Source organism: Arthrobacter sp. StoSoilA2 (genome assembly GCF_019977195.1).
In the GTDB taxonomy this organism is placed as follows: Bacteria; Actinomycetota; Actinomycetes; order Actinomycetales; family Micrococcaceae; genus Arthrobacter.
Genome location: NZ_AP024643.1, coordinates 1,716,199 through 1,738,140, shown reverse-complemented (window position 1 = coordinate 1,738,140; position 21,942 = coordinate 1,716,199). Strand labels below are relative to the sequence as shown.

Below are 21,942 nucleotides of genomic sequence, written 5' to 3'. Positions count from 1 at the left end.
ACCGGCCTTTCGGCAAGAAAACTTCTAGCGGTTGGCGTCTTCGTCGAGTTCGTCATCGTCCGCGAGGTCGATGTCTTCTTCGTCGAAGTCGTCTTCGTCGATTTCTTCGGAGCCTTCGGGGCCCTCGCCCTTGTAGGGGTCAGCCTCGCCTGCGTGCTTGGCGCCGGCAGCCAAAGCGGCTACCTCGGCGTCGCGACGCTTTGCTTCACGGAGCAGCTCCTCAAGGTTGGATGCGTTGACAGGAATCTGGTCAGCAACGAACTCAAGGGTGGGAGTAAGCCGTACGGTGATATTGCGGCCGACTTCCTGTCGGAGCACACCCTTGGCCTTCTCCAATGCCCTGGCGGCATCGGCGTGGGCTATGTCGTCACCAAAGACGGTGTAGTAGATGGTGGCGTGCTGAAGGTCGTTGGTGACGCGGGCGTCGGTGATCGTGATGGACTCGACGCGCGGGTCCTTGACCCTGCGGCCGAGGGCCTCGGCGACGACGACCTTTATCCGCTGCGCCAACTTGGCAGCGCGTGCCGGATCGGCCATGACTTCCTCCTGGAAAGTAGAAACGGGTACGGAACGGGTCCGCCGGGGCTACCCAACGGACCCGCTCCAAGCGGAACCTAGACGCGCGGCTTTTCGCGCATCTCGAAGGTCTCGATGATGTCGCCTTCGGAGATGTCGTTGAACGAGCCAAGACCGATACCACACTCGAAGTCAGTACGGACTTCGGTTGCGTCATCCTTGAAGCGCTTGAGCGTCTCAACGGTGAGGTTGTCACCGATGACCTTGCCGTCGCGGCTAACGCGTGCCTTGGTGTTACGGCGGATGATGCCCGTGCGGACGATCGAACCGGCGATGTTTCCGAACTTGGAGGAACGGAAGACTTCGCGGACTTCGGCAGTACCGAGCTGGACTTCTTCGTACTCCGGCTTGAGCATGCCCTTGAGGGCCATCTCGATGTCATCGATTGCTGCGTAGATGACGGAGTAGAAGCGCATGTCCACGCCTTCACGGTCAGCCAGTTCAGCGACGCGCTCAGCCGGCTTGACGTTGAAGCCGATGATGATGGCGTTGTCCACCGTTGCCAGGTTGACGTCGTTCTGCGTGATGGCACCCACACCGCGGTGGATGACACGGAGCTGAACGTCGTCGTCTCCGACATCGATCTTGAGCAAGGCATCTTCGAGGGCTTCCACGGCACCGGAGACGTCACCCTTGAGGATGAGGTTGAGGGTGTCGATCTTGCCTTCTGCAACGGCTTGGTCGAAGTCTTCCAGGCTGATGCGCTTGCGACGCTTGGCCAGTGCGGCGTTGCGGTCGGCAGCTTCACGCTTCTCGGCGATCTGGCGGGCCGTACGCTCGTCCGGCGTCACCAGGAAGGTGTCACCTGCACGCGGTACGTTGGACAGGCCGAGGACCTGGACCGGACGCGACGGCAGTGCGACATCGAGGGCCTCGCCGTTCTCGTCGAACATTGCACGGACGCGGCCGTGGGCCGTACCGGCCACGATCGTGTCACCCACGGCCAAGGTACCGGACTGCACCAGGACGGTGGCGACGGAACCGCGGCCCTTGTCCAGGTTCGCTTCGATGGCAATGCCTCGAGCGTCCTTGTCCGGGTTGGCGCGCAGATCCAGTGCGGCATCGGCCGTCAGCAGGACGGCGTCGATCAGTTCGTCGATGTTGAGGTTCTGGCGGGCAGAAACCTCAACGAACATGGTGTCGCCACCGTATTCCTCGGGAACCAGGCCGTACTCGGTGAGCTGACCCTTGACCTTGTCAGGGTTGGCGCCTTCCTTGTCGATCTTGTTCACTGCGACGACGATCGGCACGTTGGCTGCCTGGGCGTGGTTGAGTGCTTCAACCGTCTGCGGCATAACGCCGTCGTCGGCTGCAACAACCAGGATCGCGATATCGGTGACCTTGGCACCACGTGCACGCATGGCCGTGAAGGCCTCGTGACCGGGGGTGTCAATGAACGTGATGTCGCGGGCCGTGCCCTCGTGGATGTGGCTGATCTGGTAAGCACCGATGTGCTGGGTGATTCCACCGTGCTCGCCGGCCACAACATTGGAGTTGCGGATGGCATCAAGCAGGCGGGTCTTACCGTGGTCAACGTGACCCATGACGGTGACAACCGGCGGACGTGCCTCAAGGACATCGTCACCTTCGGCGTCAAGCTCGTCCTGGATGTTGATGTCGAACTGGTCCAGCAGCTCGCGCTCTTCGTCTTCCGGCGAAACAACCTGGAGCTTGTAGCCAAGTTCGGCGCCGAGCAGTCCAAAGGTGTCTTCGTCGAGGGACTGCGTAGCCGTTGCCATCTCACCGAGGTGGAAGAGAACGGTCACGAGCGACGCGGGGTTCGCATCGATCTTCTCTGCAAAGTCCGTGATGGAGGAACCACGGCGCAAACGGATGATGGTCTCGCCATCGCCGCGGGGTACGGATACGCCGCCCAGCGACGGAGCACTCATCTGCTCCAGTTCCTGGCGCTTTGCACGCTTCGACTTGCGCTGCTTGCCACGACCGGCGCCGCCCTTGCCGAAGGCACCCTGGGTACCACCGCGACCGCGGCCACCCTTGCCGAAGCCACCGCCGGCGGGAGCGCCGCCACCGGTACCTGCACCTGGTGCGCCACCGGGACGACCCGGTCCGCCACCCGGACGGCCTGCGCCACCGGGACGACCTGCGCCGCCGGGAGCCGGACGCTCAGTGCGGTTGGGCATCATGCCCGGAGTAGGCCGGTTTCCACCGGGGCCACCAGCCGGACGCGGAGCACCACCGGGACGGGGTGCACCGGGGCGCGGAGCACCCGGACGGGGACCACCGCTGCCTGCTGCGGGACGGGGTCCGCCTGCACCTGCTGCGGGACGGGGACCACCGGGGCGTTCGCCATCATTGCGGCCACCTGCACGGGGCATGCCCTGCGAGGTTGCAAACGGGTTGTTTCCCGGACGCGGCGGACGTTCGCCGTCGCCACCACGGCCGCGGGGCATGCCCTGGGACGTGGCGAAGGGGTTGTTGCCCGGACGGGGACCGCCGGGACGCGGGGCCTGGCCGCCTTGGCGGGACGGAGCCGGAGTCTCTGCCTTGGGAGCAGGACGGGCACCGGGCTTTGCCGAAAACGGCGTGGATGCAACGGGAGCCGAGGGCGCTGCCGGAGCAGGCGCCGCGGGAGCTGGTGCTGCGGGGGCAGGTGCCGCCGCGGCCGGTGCTGCCGGAGCCGGAGCCTTGGGTGCAGCGGGGCCCGGAGCCGGCGCTGCCGGACGGGATGCTGCGGGAGCAGCCGGAGCCTTGGGGGCGGCTGCAGGTGCGGGGGCAGCTGCCTTTGCAGCGCCTGCACCGGGGTAGGCGTCGCGAAGCTTCTTCACGACGGGGGCCTCAATGGTGGAAGAGGCGGAGCGAACGAATTCGCCCAATTCCTGCAGTTTTGTTACTGCATCTTTGGAAGTAATACCGAGCTCTTTGGCGAGCTCATGTACGCGGACCTTGGCCACATTTCTCCTGTCTCGGTCCGCACCGAGCCAGGCACGAACCGTCTACTTCTTACTGCGGGCCCCTGCCGCTAGCGCGACTGAAAGGCCCATTGCAGAGCGCAACAAAGTTGTCATCGTTACGCACTCATCGCTGGGAACTCATCGGGTTTCCATCAGTTTTCTGACCCGCTTTCAGGTTTGGACGGTTTTCCTGTGGCAGCCGGAGCCTCCACAAGTGGCGCGCCTGACATGAAGTAGCTTTCGACGGCGGTTGTTTCAGCAGCGCCCGCGAGGGCCCTTCCGAAAGCACGCCGCTTGATTGCCAATGCCAAGCACTTTTCGCTGGGATGCAGCCACGCACCCCTGCCGGCCATCCGGCGTCGAACATCGACAAGGACAGTGGACGAACCACCACCTTGGGCGACCAGCCGGACAAGCTCGGACCGGGAGCCTTGCTTCCGGCATCCGATGCACGTACGAACAGGGCCATGGCCGCGTTCAAGCAGTTCAGCCACGACGTGTCCTTACCTGCCTCTGCAAACTTGCGCTGACGACCCACACTGCACATGCAGATAAGGCACGTCAAAGCGCGCGGATACCGGACGTAAGCCCGGTTCCATCTATTCTAGCCCCCCGGCCCCGGACAGCCGAAACCGGCCGCACTGTAAGCGCGGCGCGGTTCCGACGGCCAAGCCGCCGGAACGATCGCTATTCGGTCTTGGCCGGGGCGGCGTCGGACACGATATCGATCCGCCATCCGGTCAGCTTCGCAGCGAGGCGTGCGTTCTGGCCTTCCTTGCCAATCGCCAAGGACAGCTGGTAGTCCGGCACAACTACCCGGGCCGAGCGCGTTGCCTCGTCCGTAATAGTGACCGAATTCACCCGGGACGGTGACAAGGAGTTGGCGATGAAGGTCGCAGGATCCTCGCTGAAGTCCACGATGTCGATCTTTTCGTCGTTGAGCTCAGTCATGACTGCACGGACCCGGGAGCCCATTTCGCCGATGCAGGCGCCCTTGGCGTTGACACCCGGGGTGTTCGCCTTGACGGCAATCTTGGTGCGGTGGCCGGCTTCCCTGGCAAGTGCCACGATCTCGACGGAACGATCCGCGATTTCCGGAACTTCCATTTCGAACAACTTGCGGACCAGGCCCGGGTGCGAACGCGACAACGTAATGGACGGGCCCTTGGCCCCACGGTGGACATCCACCACGAAGGCACGAAGCCTGCTGCCGTGAATGTACTTTTCGCCAGGAACCTGCTCCGGCGGCGGCAACAGGGCCTCCACCGATCCGAGGTTTACCTGGATCATGTGCGGGTTGTTGCCCTGCTGGATCATGCCGGCGACCAGTTCGCCTTCGCGACCCTTGAATTCGCCCAGTACGTTATCGTCCTCAACGTCACGAAGACGCTGCAGGATGATCTGGCGTGCCGTGCTTGCCGCGATCCGGCCGAAACCGGCCGGGGTGTCCTCGAACTCCCCGATCGCCTCGCCGTCATCGTCGATTTCCGTTGCCCAGATGGTCACGTGGCCGCTCTTGCGGTCCAGCTCGGCGCGTGCCTTCTCGAAGGCACCGGGCGTCTTGTGATAGGCCACCAGGAGCGCTTGCTCGATGGTGGGAATCAGGAGGTCCAGCGGGATTTCACGCTCACGCTCCAGGAGTCTCAGTGCGCTCATGTCAATATCCATTAGGCCTCCTCGGAAGGTCCATTGTGTTCGTCTGCCAGCCCGGCCTCGTGGAGGTGGCTGAATTCAATCTCGACTTTTCCGTGGCGGATCCTGTCGAAAGGAATAGTGATGGGGTCGCCCTGTTTGGGCTTCATGCCCTTCTTGACCTCGTGCTCCGGAATGAGGGTCACGCCGGCGTCATCTACTGACGCAATCCGGCCAAGGACGTTCTCACCCTGGATGACGTTGACCCTGACCATGCGGCCGCGCGCCCTGTGCCAGTGGCGCGGTTCCGTCAGAGGACGGCCTACTCCAGGCGAAGAAACTTCGAGGTCGTAGGGACGGCCGTCGTCGTGGGGATCGTTGTCCAGAATATCGGACAACCCACGCGAGACATCTGCGATGGCGTCAAGGCTGACGCCCCCGGTCTCCTCCTGCGGAAGATCCACGACGACGTGGACCGTGCGGTGTGAACCGGCGACGTGGATGGAAACATCCTCGAGGTAGAGCCTGTTGGCAAGGACTGCCGGTTCGAGCAGTGCCTTTAGCCTGCGCTCTTCCGGGTTGTGGATGGTGGCCGTTGAATTCGACTCAGTACGGTCTGTTGAAGTCGTGGCTTCCGAGTCACTCACGTTGCCCGCCGCCTCCCGATAGATGTTGTTGTGACTACTAGCCTAACGATTTTCGGCAGCACATGGTGCACGGCTTTTCCCTTGTCCGCCCGTCCACGTGACACCATGGTGTGTTGTGGACGAGCAGACAAGTGAAAAACGACGATCACCAGCGTGGGGCCGGCTCCTTCTCATTTCCGTGGTTGCGCTGCTCGTTGCGGGCACGGGAATCGTCCTTCTACCGCGGGATTCCGGGACTCCTCCTACAGTTTCGTTCTCCGTATCTGCCCTCGCCGACGCTTCCGCCGATACCAGGAAGCTGCAGGAATCTGCTGCTGGATTGATGGCAGCTGCAGGATCCGGTTCCCAAACGGCCGCCCTGGACGATGCTGTGACATTGCTGACAACACAGTCCCGGGCCCTCCTTCCGCCTTCTCCCGCAGCTTCAATGACAAGCGACAACAAAGACACGGCCACGGAAGCCACGCCTGCCTCGGTCGTGGCCGGCCTGATCGCCAGCGGCCGGCAACGGCTGGACGACGCACGCGAGGCCGACGGCGGGACCGCCCGGTTGCTGGCCGCCGTCGGATCCGCCCAACTTCTCCAGGGCGAAAAACTGGCTGCGGCGTGGCAGGTGCCGGTGCCGTTGCCGACGTCGAGCGGTATCCCGTCTGCCACAACACCTGCTGTAACAACACCGGCTGCGCACCAGTGCCCTTCAGTCAGCCCCACTCCGGATGCAACCGCTGCCACTACCGATGCCGCTCTTGCGGCGACTGTCCGTTCCGAACAGGAAGCCATTTACGTCTACCAGGTGGCGCTGAAGCGATTGGACGCTGGCGCAACTGCCCAAGCCGCCAAGGACCTTGCAGTGCACGAGCGGCTCCTTCAACAAGCAGAAGCCCTGACCCGCCGTAATTGTGGCGACGTCCCCACCCGCGAGGCCGGATACAGGCTGCCGGCACAGTTCGCTGAAGACCCGGCTGCCGGCTTGGGGGCCTTGGAGTCGGACTCCCTGCAGGGATTTGGCGATCTCATCGCGCTTTCGACAGGAGAGACCCGGGACTGGGCTGCCAGCAGCCTGCTGGCCGCCGTCCGCAGGAGCGTGGATTGGGGTGCCACGCTTGCCGCGTTGCCGGGTTTGGAGGTCGACGACGATGACTTGCCTCCGCTGCCGACGCCCACTCCCAGTAGGACGCCCACTCCCAGTAGTGAGTAAATCCCCCACCCCCGGTAGTGAGTAAAGCGGCGCATGGGATAGGCGAGCCTAGCCATGCTGGTCAAGGCGGCCCGCCGGTGCTTGGCTTGAAGCATGGCTTCCGCAGAAACTGCCACCACACATGAGAACGAACCGCATCGTGATGACCTTGCCCATCGGCTGAACTGGCTGCGCGCCGGCGTTTTGGGTGCGAACGACGGCATTGTCTCCGTCGCAGCAATCGTCGTCGGCGTGGCCGGTGCCACGACCAACACCGGCAGCATCCTTGCTGCGGGCACGGCGGGCCTGGTAGGTGGAGCCATTTCCATGGCGTTGGGCGAATATGTATCCGTCAGCAGCCAGAGCGACACGCAGAAGTCGCTCATTGAGAAGGAACGCCGGGAGCTCGCCGAGCAGCCGGAGGAAGAACTCGAAGAGCTCACCTCGATCTACCAGGCGAAGGGGCTCAGCGCGCGTACCGCCCGGACAGTGGCCGAAGAACTGACGAAGCATGATGCCCTTGCCGCCCATCTGTCCGCCGAGCTCAATATCCACGAGGACGACATCGTCAGTCCGTGGAACGCCGCCCTTGCATCGGCAGTGGCGTTCACCCTTGGCGCCGTGCTTCCCATGCTGGCCATCCTGCTCCCTCCCCCGGCGATGCGCGTTCCGCTGACGTTCGTTGCCGTCCTGCTGGCTCTCGCGATCACGGGAGCCGTGGGGGCTTGGATTGGTGGGGCGCCCAGGTTCCGCGCCGCAGCCCGGGTGGTGTTGGGCGGAGCGTTGGCGCTTGCAGCCACGTTCTCGATCGGAAGCCTCTTGGGCGCCAGCGGCGTTTTCTGAGGGTACTGCCGCCGGGCAGAGCTAGGCTGATGGCGTGACCCTTCACGCCATGATTCCGATTCCGGGCGACCTGCACGCCCGATACAACCGCGATTCCGCGGGGCGGGACTGGCTGGCGAGCCTTCCGGGGCTTATCCGTGAGGCTTTGGACCGTTGGCAGTTGTCCGTGGACCTCGCACCCGGTGAAGAGCCGTGGAACGGACACGGAGCCTTGGTTGTGCCCGTTCTCCAGCACAGCAGGCAGGCTGCGCTGAAGATCGCCTATCCGCATGAGGAAGCCCTTGTAGAGCGCCATGCCCTGGCCCTGTGGGGTGGCCACGGAGCTGTCCGGCTCCTGGCTGCCGACGCCGCCAGTTGCTCCATGCTGCTGGAACGCCTTGACGCGTCCCGTTGGCTGCAGGATGCCCCCATGGATGAAGCCCGGCAGGTCTGGGGTGACATCATTCGCGGGCTTTCCATTGCGCCGGATGATCGTCCCGAGTGGCGGGGCTTCGATCACATCGCCGCCACGGCCGAGCGCTGGAGCGACGAAATGCCTTTGGAGTGGGAGCAGCAGGACCGCCCCTTCCCGCGATGGTTACTGGAGGCCGCGTTGGAAGTGTGCCAGACCCGCGGTGCTGTTGGCCGACGATCCGGCAGGGACGTCCTGGTGCATACCGATCTCCACTTCATGAACATCCTCGCCACCTTGGACGCGGACCGTCGAGGCTACCTGGCCATCGATCCCCAGCCGCAGATCGGTGAAGCCGAATTTGCGGTGGCACCTGTTCTGTGGAACCGGATCAAGGATTTGCCGGATCGCGATCCGGGGGCTGCCCTGCGGGAGCGATGCCGGGACTTCAGCCTCGCCGCCGGCCTTGATCCGGAGGTCGCGCGACAATGGAGCATCGCCCGCGAAGTGAACAATGCCCTGTGGTCCGCGGGAAAGCGGGGTCATGAAGGCGATGTGGCCCGTTCCCTATGGGTGGCGAGCACACTGGCGGGCAGGACGCTCGAAGGACTTCCAGCAGCAAGGGATTTGCCCGAGCCCGGGGACGCAGTCAGCTGACGTTGTCGTTCCAGACGTCCACGCCGAGCTTGATGATCAGTGCCGCGACGACGATCAGGAACACGATCCGCACAAAGCTGCTCCCCCTGGCTACAGCTGTGCGGGCGCCAAGGTATCCGCCCGCCATGTTTGCCAGGCCCAGCACCAGGCCCACTCCCCACAACAAGGAGCCGTGGGGGAGGAAGAAAATGAGGGCACCGGCGTTGGTGGCCATGTTGACGATCTTGGCCTTCGCGCTGGCTTCAAGGAACGCGTAGCCCATGGCCGAGACCAAGGCGATCACCAGGAAGGATCCTGTACCGGGCCCGATCAGGCCATCGTAGAAACCGATCACGGCACCGATCAGGCAGGCCACCACATAGTGCTTGTGCCCGTCGTGCCTCAGAGCAGTCAGCTCGCCTGCGCTGGGGCGCAGTGCCGTGAAAATCGCGACGGCGATCAGCGCCAGGACAATGATGGGCTTGAAGACGCTGGCCGGCAACGATGCAGCGAGGATGGCACCGCCAAAGCTCCCCGCCAGCGCAATCACCGCCATGGGTATTGCCGTCTTGAGGTCCGGTCCCACCCGCCGGTAATAGGTAGTGGCACTGGTGGTGGTGCCGAAGATGGAACCCATCTTGTTCGTTGCCAGGGCCTGGACGGGCGTGATGCCGGGCACCAGCAGCAGTGCGGGGAGCTGGATCAGCCCCCCGCCACCTACTACCGCGTCAACCCAGCCGGCTGCGAATCCAGCCACCACAATCAGGATGATGGTGGTGAGCTGGATAGTCTCGAAGCCGGAAATCACCGGTTACGGACAGCGTTGACCACGTAATCCACGGCCTTTTCCACCGAGATGTTCTCGGCTTCACCGCTGCGGCGGTCCTTGATCTCCACAACGCCGTCCACGAGCCCACGTCCGACGGCCAGGATGGTGGGCACTCCGACGAGCTCGGCATCGCCAAACTTGACGCCGGGAGAAACCTTGGGCCGGTCATCAAAGATGACGTCGAGGCCTGCAGCCTCGAGTTCCGCCGATAGCTTCTCTGCGGCTTCGAAAATTTCGTCACCGCGCCCCACAGCCACAACGTGTACGTCGGCAGGGGCCACCGTGCGTGGCCACACGAGGCCGCGGTCGTCATGGTTGGCCTCGGCAAGGGCTGCGACAGCACGGGTGACACCAACACCGTAGGAGCCCATGGTGACAACAACCTGCTTGCCGTTCTGGTCAAGTACCTTCAGGTCCAGCGCCTCTGCGTACTTGCGTCCGAGCTGGAAGATGTGGCCCATTTCGATGCCGCGGGCAGTTTCAAGCGGTCCGGAGCCGTCAGGTGCCGGATCCCCTGCCCGGACGTCTGTGCATTCGATGACGCCGTCCCAGGTGAAGTCGCGGCCCGCTACCAGTCCGAAGACGTGCTTGCCATCAATATTGGCGCCCGTCACCCAGGTTGTGCCGGAGACGACGCGGGGATCCACGAGGTACAGCAGCTTGGAAGATCCTTCCAGGCCCAGAACTGCTTCATCCAGGGATAAACCAGGCCCGATATAGCCCTTGACCAGCCAGGGCAGCTTCTTGAGGTCTTCCTCGTTGGCTGCCTCCAGGCCGATCTCGCCCGCGATGGGAAGGAACGAACCAATGTTGGCTTCCACCCGCTTGAGATCCACGGCGCGGTCACCTGGAACGCCGAGGACGACGATCTGGCGTTCACCGGTGGGCAGCGTCACGGCGAGGACGACGTTCTTCAACGTGTCAGCGGCAGTCCAGGCGCCGCCGTCGGCCTCGCTGCGGGGTGCCAGCTGGTTGGCTGCGTCAACCAGGGTCTCGATGGTGGGGGTGTTCGGTGTGTCCAGAACCTGGGCAGCCGGCGCGTCCGTGAAGTCAATATCCTCAGGGACAACCGTGGTGACTGCTTCGACGTTGGCGTAATAGCCCCCTGCCGAGCGAACAAAGGTGTCCTCGCCGATCTCCGTGGGGAAGAGGAATTCTTCGCTCTTGGAGCCGCCCATGGCCCCTGCCGTGGCAGCAACCGGAATGACTTCCAGACCCAGGCGGTCGAAGATCTTCAGGTAGGCAGCACGGTGGGCGGCGTAACTTGCGTCCAAGCCGGCGTCGTCAACGTCGAACGAGTAGGAGTCCTTCATGATGAACTCGCGGCCACGGAGGAGGCCTGCGCGGGGTCGCGCTTCATCGCGGTACTTGTTCTGGATCTGGTACAGGCTCAACGGCAGGTCCTTGTACGAGGAGTACAGGTCCTTGACCAGGAGGGTGAACATTTCCTCGTGCGTCGGAGCCAGGAGGTAATCGGCGCCCTTGCGGTCCTGAAGCCTGAACAGGCCCTCTCCGTACTCCGTCCAGCGGTTGGTGGCCTCGTAGGGCTCGCGCGGGAGCAGTGCCGGGAAGTGGACTTCCTGCGCGCCAATGGCGGACATTTCCTGCCGGATGATTTCCTCCACCTTGCGCAGGACGCTGAGTCCCAGCGGCAGCCACGTGTAGATGCCCGGCGCGGCACGGCGGATGTAACCGGCCCGGACCAGGAGCTTGTGGCTGGCGACCTCGGCGTCGACGGGATCTTCACGCAGGGTGCGCAGGAACAACTGGGAAAGGCGAAGGACCACGGGTACGTATCCGTTTCTATGGCAGATGTGGCAAAAACAACTGTCTACTAATCTACCGGCTGCCAGCGCGCCGCTCCGCACAGTGCTGCTTCGCACGGAACGGCCAGCACAGAGAAGAGCCACGCCGTCGCGTCTGGAAGCCCCTGGCCAAAGATCGGCTGGTCATCCTGCGATGGCGTGGCTCAGCGGCCGGCCGGCCGCAGACTCTGTCCGGGGACTAGCCCCCCGTTCCCTCCAGCGGAACGGGATCGCCTGCGACTGGGAAGCATTGGTGACTGCCGAGCTCACGGATGGTGCGGCTGCCGGAAGCAGCCTTCAAGGTCTTTGCCATAATTCCCCCTGTAACCACCCGTGCCCCATCGACACGGCTTGGGAAAAACCTATGTGATAGCGGACACGTTTTCAAGGATTTTGATGGCAAAGGCCTATTGACCGCACCGTTGACCCGACTTAGCGTTAATTCATCACTTGGTGAATTACTCGGTGGGGCCGGAGGCAGCCATGTCACAAGCAGCAATAGAAGCTACCGACCTGCACATCTCCCGGGGCCGGACAAGAATTTTGCGGGGCCTGGACTTCGCCGTGGGCAGCGGGCGCATCACGGGACTGCTCGGCCCGTCAGGTAGCGGCAAGACAACACTCATGCGCGGCATTGTGGGCGTCCAGCGAATCACGCGCGGATCCATCAGCGTTCTCGGCCGCCCCGCGGGCAGCGCACCGTTAAGGCACGACGTCGGGTATGTCACCCAAGGCGCCAGCGTCTACGCGGACCTCAGTGTCGAAGCCAACGTCAGGTACTTCGGTGCCATGCACAAGGCAACGGCGACGGACGTAGCGGAGTCGATTGCCGCCGTCGGGCTCGAATCGTTTGCAAAGCAGAAAGCCGGGAACCTCTCGGGCGGTGAGTTCAGCCGCGTGTCCCTCGCATGCGCGCTGGTGGCACACCCCAAGCTGCTGGTCCTGGACGAACCGACAGTGGGCCTGGATCCGGTACTGCGTGCGGAGTTGTGGGAGCGGTTCGTTGACATGGCAGCTGGCGGAACAACGCTTTTGGTTTCCAGCCATGTTATGGAGGAAGCGTCGCATTGTTCCTCGTTGCTGCTTCTGCGGGACGGCCTGCTGCTGGCGCAGCTCACACCGGCCGAGCTTGCCAGGCGGGGACGCAGCAATGACCTTGAGCGCGCGTTCCTGAACATGATCAAAGACGCCGAACGTGGTCCGGACAGCGGTCAGCCAGCAAAGAAGAGCCAGGTGGCATCATGAATCTTCGGATGACCTTTGCCACCACAGCCCGGGTCCTTGGTCAACTGCGGCACGATCACCGCAGCGTGGCGCTCATTATGGTGGTCCCGGCGCTGCTGCTCACCGCCGTCTACTACCTTTTCGAGAACGAAACACTGCCCCCGGGCTTTCCACGCACCTTCGACCGCGTCGGCCTGATGATGCTGGCGATCTTCCCGTTCGTCGTCATGTTTCTGGTCACGTCCATCACCATGCTGCGGGAACGAACCTCCGGGACCCTGGAACGACTCCTCACCACACCCATCCATAAAGCAGACCTCTTGTTCGGCTACGCCATTGCGTTCTCCATCATGGCCGCGTTGCAGTCCCTGGTGGCGACGGCAGTTGCATATTGGATCTTCAATCTCGACATCAAGGGAAGTCCCGGGTTCGTCGTGATGATCGCGGTGATCAACGCTGTCCTTGGAGTGGCCTTGGGGCTGCTGTGTTCAGCCTTTGCACGCACCGAGTTCCAGGCTGTCCAGTTCATGCCTGTAGTGGTGGTGCCGCAGATCCTGCTCTGCGGACTGTTCGTTGCCCGGGAGCAGATGAACGACGTCCTCGAGGCCATCTCCGGCGTCCTTCCCCTGACGTTTTCTGTTGATGCCCTTCAGGAGATCGCAGGAAACATCGATGCGACTGACGCCCTGTGGCAGGACACCCTGGTGATGGGCGGAATCGTGGTGGGAGTCCTTGTCCTTGCCTCGTTGACGCTGAGGCGGCAGACCTCATGAGCCTGGAACCCCTGCGCCGCGGCCGTCGAAGCGGAAGCGACCATTCGCGCGAAGCCATTCTGGTGGCGGCCCGGAAGTTGTTCGCAGAGCAAGGGTTCGACGGCACGAGTCTTCGCCAGGTGGCGCGGGAAGCCTCAGTGGATCCGGCCATGGTCCATCACTTCTTCAAAGGCAAAGACGAATTGTTCGCCTCCAGCGTGGAGTTGCCTGCCGATCCTGAACAGGTCCTGGCAGGCGTTGAAACCCTGGAACCGGAGGCGAGGGCAGAAGCGCTTGTCCGTGCGGTTGTCCGGTTGTGGGAGGGCCCGGCGCAACCCGGCTTGGTGGCATTCGTTCGGGGCACCATCGGATCGAAGGCCAAAACGGCACTGCTGCGGGAGACCGTGAGCCGGACCATCCTGTCCCGGGTCATGGTGGGCGTGCAAGGCCCCGCTGAGGAAGTCCGCCTGCGTGGCAATCTGGTGGCCACACAGGTGGTGGGACTGATGCTGCTCCGCTACGTGATCCGGCTCGAACCCCTGGCGAGTGCAGACCAGGAGGAAGTAGTGAGCCTGGTGGCACCGACCATCCAGCGGTATCTCACCGGAAACCTGAACCCGCCCAAGTAAGTAGCAGCTGATGCCGTTTAGAGACGGCAAAACGGCATCAGCTGCTACTTGGATTGCCTGCTAAAACAAGACCGTTGCGAATGTACCGACTTGCTCGAAGCCGACTCTTTCGTAGGTGGCGCGCGCTTTGGCGTTGTAGTCATTGACGTACAGGCTCGTTACCGGCGCAAAGGTACGTGAGAGATTTACGACGGCGGCCATGTAGCCGGCGCTCTGGTGGTGTCCACGCATGTCCGGATTCATCCATACGCCCTGGACCTGGGTGACGTCCTGGGTAACTGCACCCAACTCTGCCTTGAAGACAACTGTCCCGGCAGCGTCGATGTGGACCAGGGAATGCCCTTGGCGGATGAGCCCCGCAACGCGCCTGCTGTAGAAGTCCTGGCCTCCCAGGAAGGGCGAATAGCCAACTTCTTCTTCGAACATGGCGGCGCAGGCAGGCAGAATGCGTTCGAAGTCCGCCATCGTGCCGAAGGTCAGCAACGGATTGGCTTCGATGGCCGGGCCACCGGAAATGGTCAAGAGGGGCTGCCTGGAACGGACTTCGTGCGCGAAGTGGCCCAACTGCTCAAAGCGGGAGTAAAGCGCCAGCACTGTTTCCGCCGGCCCGAAGATGGAGGCGTACCGCCTGCCGGACTGGTGGGCCGCCGTAGCCACATATCCGGTCAGCCCGGGGTCGAGTTGCACCGGGACCAGATTGGCCCCGGCCCAACAGGCTCCAAGGAGGGTGTCGTCGTCGAACACGCCAAAGACGCTGGCGCCGCCGCTGGTGGGCGCTGCCGTACCTACGCTGTCCAGATGCGCCAGGATGAAGACGTTGGCAACGGGATCTTCGCTCGCAAGCGCGCGAAGGGCCAAGGTGTCGGCACTGCCGAGCACCCTGACCCCCAGGCCTGTCTCGTTACGAGACGCTAACCACGGGGCTACCCTTGACAGCATCTTCGCCATCGGCCTCCCCCATCTCTTCAGCGATACGCATGGCCTCTTCGATCAGTGTCTCAACAATTTCGCTTTCAGGCACTGTCTTGATGACTTCGCCCTTCACGAAAATCTGGCCTTTACCGTTTCCGGAGGCCACACCGAGGTCCGCTTCGCGGGCTTCGCCCGGACCGTTGACTACACAACCCATGACAGCAACGCGGAGAGGGATTTCCATCCCCTCAAGGCCGGCGGTTACTTGCTCAGCCAGCGTGTACACGTCCACCTGGGCGCGGCCACAGGACGGGCAGGACACAATCTCAAGCTTGCGTGGACGCAGGTTCAATGACTGCAGGATCTGGTTGCCAACCTTGATTTCCTCCACGGGTGGCGCCGAGAGGGAAACGCGGATAGTGTCGCCGATGCCTCGGGACAGCAGTGCCCCGAAAGCAGTTGCGGACTTGATGGTTCCCTGGAAGGCCGGACCCGCTTCAGTCACGCCAAGGTGCAGGGGCCAGTCGCCCTTTTCGGCGAGCATCTCGTAGGCGGCCACCATGATCACGGGGTCGTTGTGCTTCACGGAGATCTTGAAGTCGTGGAACCCGTGCTCCTCGAAGAGCGAGGCTTCCCAGACCGCAGACTCCACCAGCGCTTCAGGGGTGGCCTTGCCGTACTTCTTCATGATGCCCGGTTCCAGGGAGCCGGCGTTGACGCCAATGCGGATGGACGTCCCATGGTCTTTCGCGGCTGCGGCGATTTCCTTGACCTGGTCATCGAACTTCCGGATATTGCCGGGGTTCACACGGACCGCTGCGCATCCCGCTTCAATGGCCGCGAAAACATACTTCGGCTGGAAGTGGATATCGGCAATCACGGGGATCTGGGATTTGCGGGCAATGATCGGCAACGCCTCGGCGTCGTCGGCTGACGGACAGGCAACACGGACGATGTCGCAGCCCGAGGCCGTCAGTTCAGCGATCTGTTGAAGCGTGGCGTTGATATCCGTGGTGGGCGTCGTAGTCATGGACTGCACGCTGATGGGTGAATCAGAACCAACGCCAACGGACCCAACCTTGATCTGCCGCGTCTTGCGGCGAGGGGCAAGGACGGGGGGTGGGGCTGCTGGCATTCCCAGGCTGACCGAGGTCACGTGGACTCCTTGGGTTTGGGGTGGATCGTTGTGGTGGAGGACGCGGGAGCTAGGATGCGTGGGCAGCCAGGACGCCGATAATGGGGTCCCATTCCGTGGTGCGGATGCCGGCTATGACTCCGGCTTCGGCGAACGGATCCTGCTTCAGGAGGTCGTTGAGTTCGGCTTCATCAGCCGACTTGAAGATGAGCAGGGCGCCGGCGCCGTCACCGTAGGGGCCGCTGGCAAGCAGGGTGCCGTCTTCTGCGAGGTCGCCGAGCCAGGCGCGGTGCGCCGGGCGGGCTTCGTCGCGGAGGGCGCCGGATTCGGCGACGTATACATACTCAACAGCGAAAACAGTCATGGAGCTAGCCTATCCCGCCGCGTCCGATGATCCGCCATCCATTCCAGCCCACTGAGTGGTCCCTGCGGGAATCTCAGCCAAAGATATTCACTGGCTTGACGATGTCCGCGTAAATCAGCAGGGCTCCCATGGCCATCAGCAGCGCGGCCACCACATACGTGGCAGGAAGCAGCTTTGCGATATCGAAAGCACCCGGATCCGGCTTTCCCCTCAGCCTGGCCACCTGGCGCCGGGCCCCCTCATACAGCGCACCCGCCACGTGGCCGCCGTCGAGAGGCAGCAGGGGTACAAGGTTGAAGATGGCCAGCGCGAAGTTCAGGCCCGCAAGCAGCCCTACCAACGTTCCAATGCGCGCCTGGAGGGGGACCTCTTCCATCGCAGCGACCTCGCCGGCCACACGGCCGACGCCAACCACACTGATGGGGCCGTTGGGATCCCGGGGTTCCTCGCTGAAGGCGGCCTTTGCCACACCAACCACACGGGCGGGCAGGTTAAGGATCACTCCGGATATCTGCTTGATGTTCTCCCCCGCCATGGGAAGAACCGACGACGCCGGCTGGGGAACCAAGGCGCTCTGCGGGCCGATTCCCAGGAAGCCCACCTCCTGGTACTTCAGCGTGCCGTTGGCGTCCTGCTCCTGGCGTCCATCGGCACCCACAACCGGCCGCGAGGACAAAACCGGAGTAACTGTGGTGGAAACTTCCGAGCCGTTGCGCTCGACGGTGACGGGTACTGCTTTGCCGGCGGAGGCCCGGATCCAGCCGGTGAGTTCATCCCAGCTGGTGACAGCCTTGCCGTCGAAAGTCTTGACGACGTCGTTCGGCTGCAGCCCGGCAGCCGCAGCAGGTGTTGGCTTGCAGTCCGCCGAGTCCGGGTCCACCGTTTTCCCCGCAGCCACCTGGCACTTTGAGACGTCCGCGATGGTTGTGGTGGGCGTGGCAACGCCAAAACCCATGAGCAGGATGGCAAGGAGAACCAAACCGATCAGCATGTTCATGGCCGGACCGCCGAGCATGACGATGATCTTCTTCCAGACCGGAAGCTTGTAAAAGACCCTGCCTTCGTCCCCGGGGCCAACTTCTTCGTGGGCGACGGAACGGGCTTCGCTGGCAAGCGTCTGGAACATGCCCGTGCTGGAGGGACGTACCCCGCCATCTTCTTTGTTGGGCGGGTACATGCCGATCATGGCCACATAGCCGCCCAAAGGAAGGGCCTTGAAGCCGTACTCCGTTTCGCCCTTCTTCCTGGACCACAAGGTGGGCCCGAAACCAATCATGTACTTGGTCACGCGCACCTTAAAGAGCTTCGCGGGGACCAGGTGGCCAACCTCATGCAAAGCGATGGACACTGCGACGCCAATGGCGACGAAGACGACTCCGAGGATGAAAAGAAGGACGGGACTCATGCCGACGGGACTGCTTCCATAGGGGTTTCTTTACCGGTATCTCTGCTATACGGAGCTGTTGGCTAAACGATCATGGGTGCGCGTGCGTGCCCAGCTCTCAGCATCCAGCACGGACTCCACCGTAAGCTCCGAAGAACCTGAATGTTCGCTGAGGACGGACTCCACTGTGTCCACGATGTCCGTGAAGCGGATGCGGCCGGCGTGGAAAGCCTCCACGGCTTCCTCGTTGGCCGCGTTGAAGACGGCAGGATAGGTGCTGCCCTGCTTCGCGGCCTCCTTGGCGAGCTCCACGGCCGGAAACGCAACTGAGTCCAGTGGTTCGAACGTCCAACTTGTGGCTTGGGTCCAGTCGCATGGCTGTGCTGCCCGTGGAACCCTCCCGGGCCAGCCCAGGCCCAAGGCAATGGGAAGCCGCATGTCAGGCGGCGACGCCTGGGCGATGATGGACCCATCCACGAACTGGACCATCGAGTGGACCACCGACTGCGGATGGACCACGACGTCGATCCTGTCCAGGGGTACGTCGAAGAGCAGATGTGCCTCGATCACTTCAAGGCCCTTGTTGACCAGGCTCGCAGAGTTGGTGGTGACCATGAGGCCCATATCCCATGTTGGATGCGCCAGGGCCTCAGCGGGTGTGACATCGTGCAGCTGCTCACGGCTGCGGCCACGGAAGGGTCCGCCGGACGCCGTGAGAATCAACTTCTCGACCTCCTGCTCGGTACCCGAACGCAGGCACTGGGCGATGGCCGAATGTTCGGAATCGACAGGCACAATCTGGCCGGGTCCGGCAGCTGCTTTTACCAGGGCACCACCGACAATCAGCGACTCTTTATTGGCGAGCGCCAAGGTGGCACCGGATGCCAGCGCGGCCAGGGTTGGCGCAAGGCCAATGGAACCGGTGATGCCGTTGAGAACGACGTCGCATTCCACTTCTGCGATGCGGGTGGACGCGTCGGGTCCAACGAAAATTTCCGGTGCAAAGTTGCGCAGGCCGCTTCGGGCAGCGGCGGCGTCAATCAGGTTCTGCAATGCTTCGGGATCGCCCTGGGCAATGCCGATTGCCTGCGCCCGCGTGTGCACAGCTTGATGGGCAAGCAATTCCAGGTTCCCGCCGCCGGCGCTCAGTGCCACAACTTCGAAAAGGTGCGGGGCGCCGTCGACGACGTCAATCGCCTGTGTGCCGATGGAACCGGTGGACCCGAGGATGACGATCTTGCGCGGCTGCATTGCTTAAGTATCCCAGCACGTGCAGAAGGCTGCGAACGGAGCATCGGGCTAAGTGGAAAACCCTGCTTGACCACTTCTTTCCCGCGCGTAACGTGGAATTGTGGAGTGGCTGGCCTGGTTTGACGCGCAGGACTGGTTTGACGCGCAGGACTACGAATTTGCGCGCCAGGTATTGCAACGCGGAACTGCCGCCCTTTATCTGGTTGCGTTCCTCTCCACCATGAACCAGTTTCCTGCACTCCTTGGCGAGCACGGCCTGCTTCCCGTCCCGTCGTTCCTTGACATGGCACGCCGTCTGGCCCGGCCCACTCTCTTCTCGTGGCGGTACTCGGATGCCCTGCTGCGTGCTGTCTGTTGGGTGGGAATTGCCGTGTCGGCCTTGCTGGTGTTGGGCCTGCCGCAGCTGGGACCGCCGTGGCTGCCGATGCTGGCGTTCCTCACCCTCTGGTTCCTGTACATGTCGATCGTGAATGTGGGCCAGACGTTCTACGGCTTTGGTTGGGAGATCCTGCTGCTGGAGGCCGGTTTCACCGTAGCTTTCCTTGGCTCGGACCAGGTTCCACCGCCCACCACCATCCTGGTCCTGATTGTTTGGCTGGTGTTCCGGCTTGAGTTCGGCGCGGGAATGATCAAAATCAGGGGCGGTCGAGAGTGGCGCGACCTGACCGCGATGCTCTACCACCACGAGACGCAGCCGATGCCCGGGCCGCTGAGCCGGCAGTTCCATCTCCTCCCCCGCCCCCTGCACAAAGTGGAAGTGGTGGGGAACCACTTCGCGCAGTTGGTGGTTCCGTTCTTCCTGTTCGCGCCGCAACCGCTGGCCAGTATCGCGGCAGGAATCATCGTCGTGACGCAGCTTTGGTTGGTGGGCAGCGGCAATTTTGCCTGGCTGAACTGGATGGCAATCGTCCTTGCCTTCGCTGCAGTGAGTGATCCGGTGGCGCATGGGGTTCTTCCCGTCATCCCGCTCGAGTGGCATGCAGGTGCCGAAACCCCGGCGTGGTGGTTCGTCGTCGTACTTGCCGTGACGGTCCTGTTGCTGGTCCTCAGCTACCGGCCGCTTCTGAACCTGTTCTCGCGCCATCAACTCATGAATGCGAGCTTCAACCGCTGGCGCCTGGTGAATGCCTATGGTGCGTTCGGTACGGTGACGAAGCAGCGGATCGAGATCGTCGTCGAAGGCACCATGGCTGAAGAGCCCGATGCAGCTGACGAGCAGTGGCTGGAGTACGGCTTCAAAGGCAAACCCGGGGACGTGCGCCGCATCCCGCGGCAGTGGGCGCCATACCACCTCAGGCTTGATTGGCTCATGTGGTTCCTGCCCCTGCGGACCGTCCACGAAGGGTGGTTCTACGCCTTCCTGGAGAAGCTGTTGGAGGCAGACAAGCCCACGCTTGGGCTGCTTCGCCATGACCCGTTCGACGGCGAACGCCCGCGTTGGGTGCGTGCACGCAGCTATCTTTACCGTTTCGCCAGCCGTGCGGAGTTCCGTGAGACGGGTGGGCGTTGGGTGCGGGTGCTCCTGTATGACGCCATTCCGCCGGTCTCCCTTACGCCTCGACGGCGGCGGCTCCTTTAGTGTTGTCTGGCCTGGGATGCGGGCACGGCGGGTTTGGCCTGAGCGGATTTGGCGTGGGACGCGGGCGGTGGTGCTGTGGACTCACGGACCACCAGGTGCGTTGCCAGCTCCACGCGGCGGGAGTCGATGTCCTCGCCACGGACCTGGCGCAGGATGAACCGCAGGGCAGAGCGGCCCATCTCCTGCAATGGCTGTGACACGGACGTCAGGGGTGGAACGGATTCTTCCGCCTGGTGTGTGCCGTCGAAACCGACGAGGCTCATGTCCTCCGGGATCCGGATGTTCTGCCTTCGCGCTTCTGCCAGGACACCCAGCGCGATGCTGTCACTTCCAGCGAATACTGCCGTGGGCGGATCCTCAAGTGCAAGCAGGGCCTTCATGCCCCGCACACCGTTCTCGGGCCGGAACGGGCCGGAGGAGACATAGTCGTCGTCCACGGCAATGCCCTCTGCCATGAGTGCCGCCATATAGCCGTGGAGCCGCGCCTGGCTGCATTCAGCCGTGGCAGGTCCGCCTATATAGGCGATTTTGCGGTGTCCCAACCCGAGCAGGTGGGTAGCCGCGGCCTTGCCTCCGGCCCAGTTGCTTGCGCCAACGCTGAAGACGTCTGCCGGCGGCGGGTTGAGGGGGTCCACCACCACGATGGGGATCCGGCGGCGTTGGAACGCTTCCAACTGCGCGGAGCCAAAGGCGGAAGTGACCACGATCATTCCGCTGCGGCCTTCGTCGATAATGCGTTGGGCCCGCTCCTCGGGTCCCAAGGGTGACGCTGTTTGCCTGCTGGTCACCGAGAGGATGACCTCCATGTCCGAGACCGCCGCATGCTCCATCACCCCGTTGAGGACTTCCACGGAGTAGGCCGAGTTCAGGGAGTCGAAAACCACTTCAACTGACTGCCGGAGCGGAAGGCTTTTGCGTTGGAGGGGCGATTTGTATCCGGTTCGTTGCAAGGCCTCAAGCACGCGCGCCCGGGTTTCCTCGGCCACGTCCTCCCTGCCGTTCACCACCTTGGAAACCGTAGGCGCTGAAACCCCCACCTCTTTGGCCACGGCAGCCAATGTGAGTTTGAGCGGACGTTGCTCGCGTTTCATAGTCCCCCTGCTTTCGAAATATTTCGGCTTGGTTCGAGTATGCGGGATGCCCGCGGAAAGCTCAACACCGCCGCAACAGCAGGCGACTCCTCGCAGAAGTAAGCCTTGACGTGTGATCGAATGCACTTTAGTTTAGACCGTGACCTAAACAGCATTCGCGAAATATTTCG

21 protein-coding genes are annotated in these 21,942 nt (G+C 63.1%); 8 read left to right on the top strand and 13 right to left on the bottom strand.

Annotated elements, in window-relative coordinates:
- Positions 1 to 24 precede the first annotated feature (24 nt).
- From rbfA to LDN82_RS07960, 3 genes are all read right to left on the bottom strand, one after another.
- Positions 25 to 537: a 30S ribosome-binding factor RbfA gene (rbfA, locus tag LDN82_RS07970; protein WP_224092287.1), complete on the bottom strand. Its 513-nt coding sequence runs from the start codon at positions 535 to 537 to the stop codon at positions 25 to 27.
- Positions 538 to 614: 77 nt separating this feature from the next.
- Complete coding sequence (gene infB, locus LDN82_RS07965) at positions 615 to 3,491, bottom strand: translation initiation factor IF-2 (protein WP_224092285.1); 2,877 nt, start codon at positions 3,489 to 3,491, stop codon at positions 615 to 617.
- Positions 3,492 to 3,643: 152 nt separating this feature from the next.
- Entirely contained in the window at positions 3,644 to 3,898 is a 255-nt protein-coding gene (locus LDN82_RS07960; RefSeq protein ID WP_309928035.1) for a YlxR family protein, read from the bottom strand.
- On the opposite strand from LDN82_RS07960, the gene LDN82_RS22630 reads away from it, so the two are divergent.
- Positions 3,818 to 4,021 (top strand): hypothetical protein, encoded by a 204-nt coding sequence (locus LDN82_RS22630; RefSeq protein ID WP_309928041.1) that lies wholly within the window; start codon positions 3,818 to 3,820, stop codon positions 4,019 to 4,021. The two genes, LDN82_RS07960 and LDN82_RS22630, sit on opposite strands and share 81 nt — an antisense overlap.
- A 157-nt stretch (positions 4,022 to 4,178) precedes the next feature.
- Here LDN82_RS22630 and nusA read toward each other — a convergent pair whose 3' ends face one another.
- Both nusA and rimP read right to left on the bottom strand, forming a co-directional pair.
- Complete coding sequence (nusA, locus tag LDN82_RS07955) at positions 4,179 to 5,159, bottom strand: transcription termination factor NusA (RefSeq protein ID WP_224092281.1); 981 nt, start codon at positions 5,157 to 5,159, stop codon at positions 4,179 to 4,181.
- Positions 5,159 to 5,770, bottom strand: a complete 612-nt coding sequence (gene rimP / locus LDN82_RS07950; RefSeq protein WP_224092279.1) for a ribosome maturation factor RimP — start codon at positions 5,768 to 5,770, stop codon at positions 5,159 to 5,161. Before rimP ends, nusA begins: the two co-directional genes overlap by 1 nt.
- Positions 5,771 to 5,885: 115 nt before the next feature.
- Here rimP and LDN82_RS07945 point away from each other — a divergent pair, with 115 nt between their 5' ends.
- The 3 genes from LDN82_RS07945 (at position 5,886) to LDN82_RS07935 (ending at position 8,838) form a co-directional block, all read left to right on the top strand.
- Positions 5,886 to 6,968 carry a DUF4439 domain-containing protein gene (locus LDN82_RS07945; RefSeq protein ID WP_224166979.1) on the top strand — a complete coding sequence of 361 codons (1,083 nt, stop codon included), beginning with the start codon at positions 5,886 to 5,888 and terminating at the stop codon, positions 6,966 to 6,968.
- Between the two features lie 93 nt (positions 6,969 to 7,061).
- Positions 7,062 to 7,790, top strand: a complete 729-nt coding sequence (locus tag LDN82_RS07940; protein WP_224166978.1) for a VIT family protein — start codon at positions 7,062 to 7,064, stop codon at positions 7,788 to 7,790.
- Positions 7,791 to 7,824: 34 nt separating this feature from the next.
- Positions 7,825 to 8,838: an aminoglycoside phosphotransferase family protein gene (locus LDN82_RS07935; protein WP_224166977.1), complete on the top strand. Its 1,014-nt coding sequence runs from the start codon at positions 7,825 to 7,827 to the stop codon at positions 8,836 to 8,838.
- Here the strand turns inward: LDN82_RS07935 and LDN82_RS07930 are convergent.
- Together LDN82_RS07930 and LDN82_RS07925 are read right to left on the bottom strand one after the other, a co-directional pair.
- Positions 8,831 to 9,625, bottom strand: a complete 795-nt coding sequence (locus LDN82_RS07930; RefSeq protein WP_216925296.1) for a TSUP family transporter — start codon at positions 9,623 to 9,625, stop codon at positions 8,831 to 8,833. The two genes, LDN82_RS07935 and LDN82_RS07930, sit on opposite strands and share 8 nt — an antisense overlap.
- Positions 9,622 to 11,433 (bottom strand): proline--tRNA ligase, encoded by a 1,812-nt coding sequence (locus LDN82_RS07925; RefSeq protein WP_224092270.1) that lies wholly within the window; start codon positions 11,431 to 11,433, stop codon positions 9,622 to 9,624. The genes LDN82_RS07930 and LDN82_RS07925 overlap by 4 nt, the downstream gene beginning before the upstream one ends.
- Before the next feature lie 501 nt (positions 11,434 to 11,934).
- On the opposite strand from LDN82_RS07925, the gene LDN82_RS07920 reads away from it, so the two are divergent.
- The 3 genes from LDN82_RS07920 to LDN82_RS07910 are packed head-to-tail and all read left to right on the top strand — an operon-like array spanning position 11,935 to position 14,056.
- Positions 11,935 to 12,696, top strand: coding sequence for an ABC transporter ATP-binding protein (locus tag LDN82_RS07920; RefSeq protein WP_224166976.1), 762 nt, complete (start codon positions 11,935 to 11,937; stop codon positions 12,694 to 12,696).
- 8 nt (positions 12,697 to 12,704) lie between these two features.
- Positions 12,705 to 13,448 (top strand): ABC transporter permease, encoded by a 744-nt coding sequence (locus LDN82_RS07915; protein ID WP_224092267.1) that lies wholly within the window; start codon positions 12,705 to 12,707, stop codon positions 13,446 to 13,448.
- On the top strand, positions 13,445 to 14,056 hold the full coding sequence (locus tag LDN82_RS07910; protein ID WP_224166975.1) for a TetR family transcriptional regulator: 612 nt from the start codon (positions 13,445 to 13,447) through the stop codon (positions 14,054 to 14,056). The genes LDN82_RS07915 and LDN82_RS07910 overlap by 4 nt, the downstream gene beginning before the upstream one ends.
- A gap of 60 nt (positions 14,057 to 14,116) precedes the next feature.
- Here the strand turns inward: LDN82_RS07910 and LDN82_RS07905 are convergent, their stop codons facing one another.
- From LDN82_RS07905 to dxr, 5 genes are all read right to left on the bottom strand, one after another.
- Complete coding sequence (locus LDN82_RS07905; RefSeq protein ID WP_224167497.1) at positions 14,117 to 14,995, bottom strand: GNAT family N-acetyltransferase; 879 nt, start codon at positions 14,993 to 14,995, stop codon at positions 14,117 to 14,119.
- On the bottom strand, positions 14,958 to 16,124 hold the full coding sequence (gene ispG, locus LDN82_RS07900; protein WP_216925300.1) for a flavodoxin-dependent (E)-4-hydroxy-3-methylbut-2-enyl-diphosphate synthase: 1,167 nt from the start codon (positions 16,122 to 16,124) through the stop codon (positions 14,958 to 14,960). The genes LDN82_RS07905 and ispG overlap by 38 nt, the downstream gene beginning before the upstream one ends.
- A 49-nt stretch (positions 16,125 to 16,173) precedes the next feature.
- Positions 16,174 to 16,467 carry a YciI family protein gene (locus LDN82_RS07895; RefSeq protein WP_224166974.1) on the bottom strand — a complete coding sequence of 98 codons (294 nt, stop codon included), beginning with the start codon at positions 16,465 to 16,467 and terminating at the stop codon, positions 16,174 to 16,176.
- A gap of 73 nt (positions 16,468 to 16,540) precedes the next feature.
- Entirely contained in the window at positions 16,541 to 17,872 is a 1,332-nt protein-coding gene (locus LDN82_RS07890) for a site-2 protease family protein (RefSeq protein WP_224166973.1), read from the bottom strand.
- A gap of 45 nt (positions 17,873 to 17,917) precedes the next feature.
- Positions 17,918 to 19,102, bottom strand: coding sequence for a 1-deoxy-D-xylulose-5-phosphate reductoisomerase (gene dxr, locus LDN82_RS07885; protein ID WP_224166972.1), 1,185 nt, complete (start codon positions 19,100 to 19,102; stop codon positions 17,918 to 17,920).
- A gap of 100 nt (positions 19,103 to 19,202) precedes the next feature.
- Between dxr and LDN82_RS07880 the strand changes: the two genes are divergently transcribed.
- Entirely contained in the window at positions 19,203 to 20,681 is a 1,479-nt protein-coding gene (locus LDN82_RS07880) for a lipase maturation factor family protein (RefSeq protein WP_224166971.1), read from the top strand.
- Here the strand turns inward: LDN82_RS07880 and LDN82_RS07875 are convergent.
- Positions 20,678 to 21,772: a LacI family DNA-binding transcriptional regulator gene (locus LDN82_RS07875; RefSeq protein ID WP_224166970.1), complete on the bottom strand. Its 1,095-nt coding sequence runs from the start codon at positions 21,770 to 21,772 to the stop codon at positions 20,678 to 20,680. The two genes, LDN82_RS07880 and LDN82_RS07875, sit on opposite strands and share 4 nt — an antisense overlap.
- Positions 21,773 to 21,942: the final 170 nt, after the last annotated feature.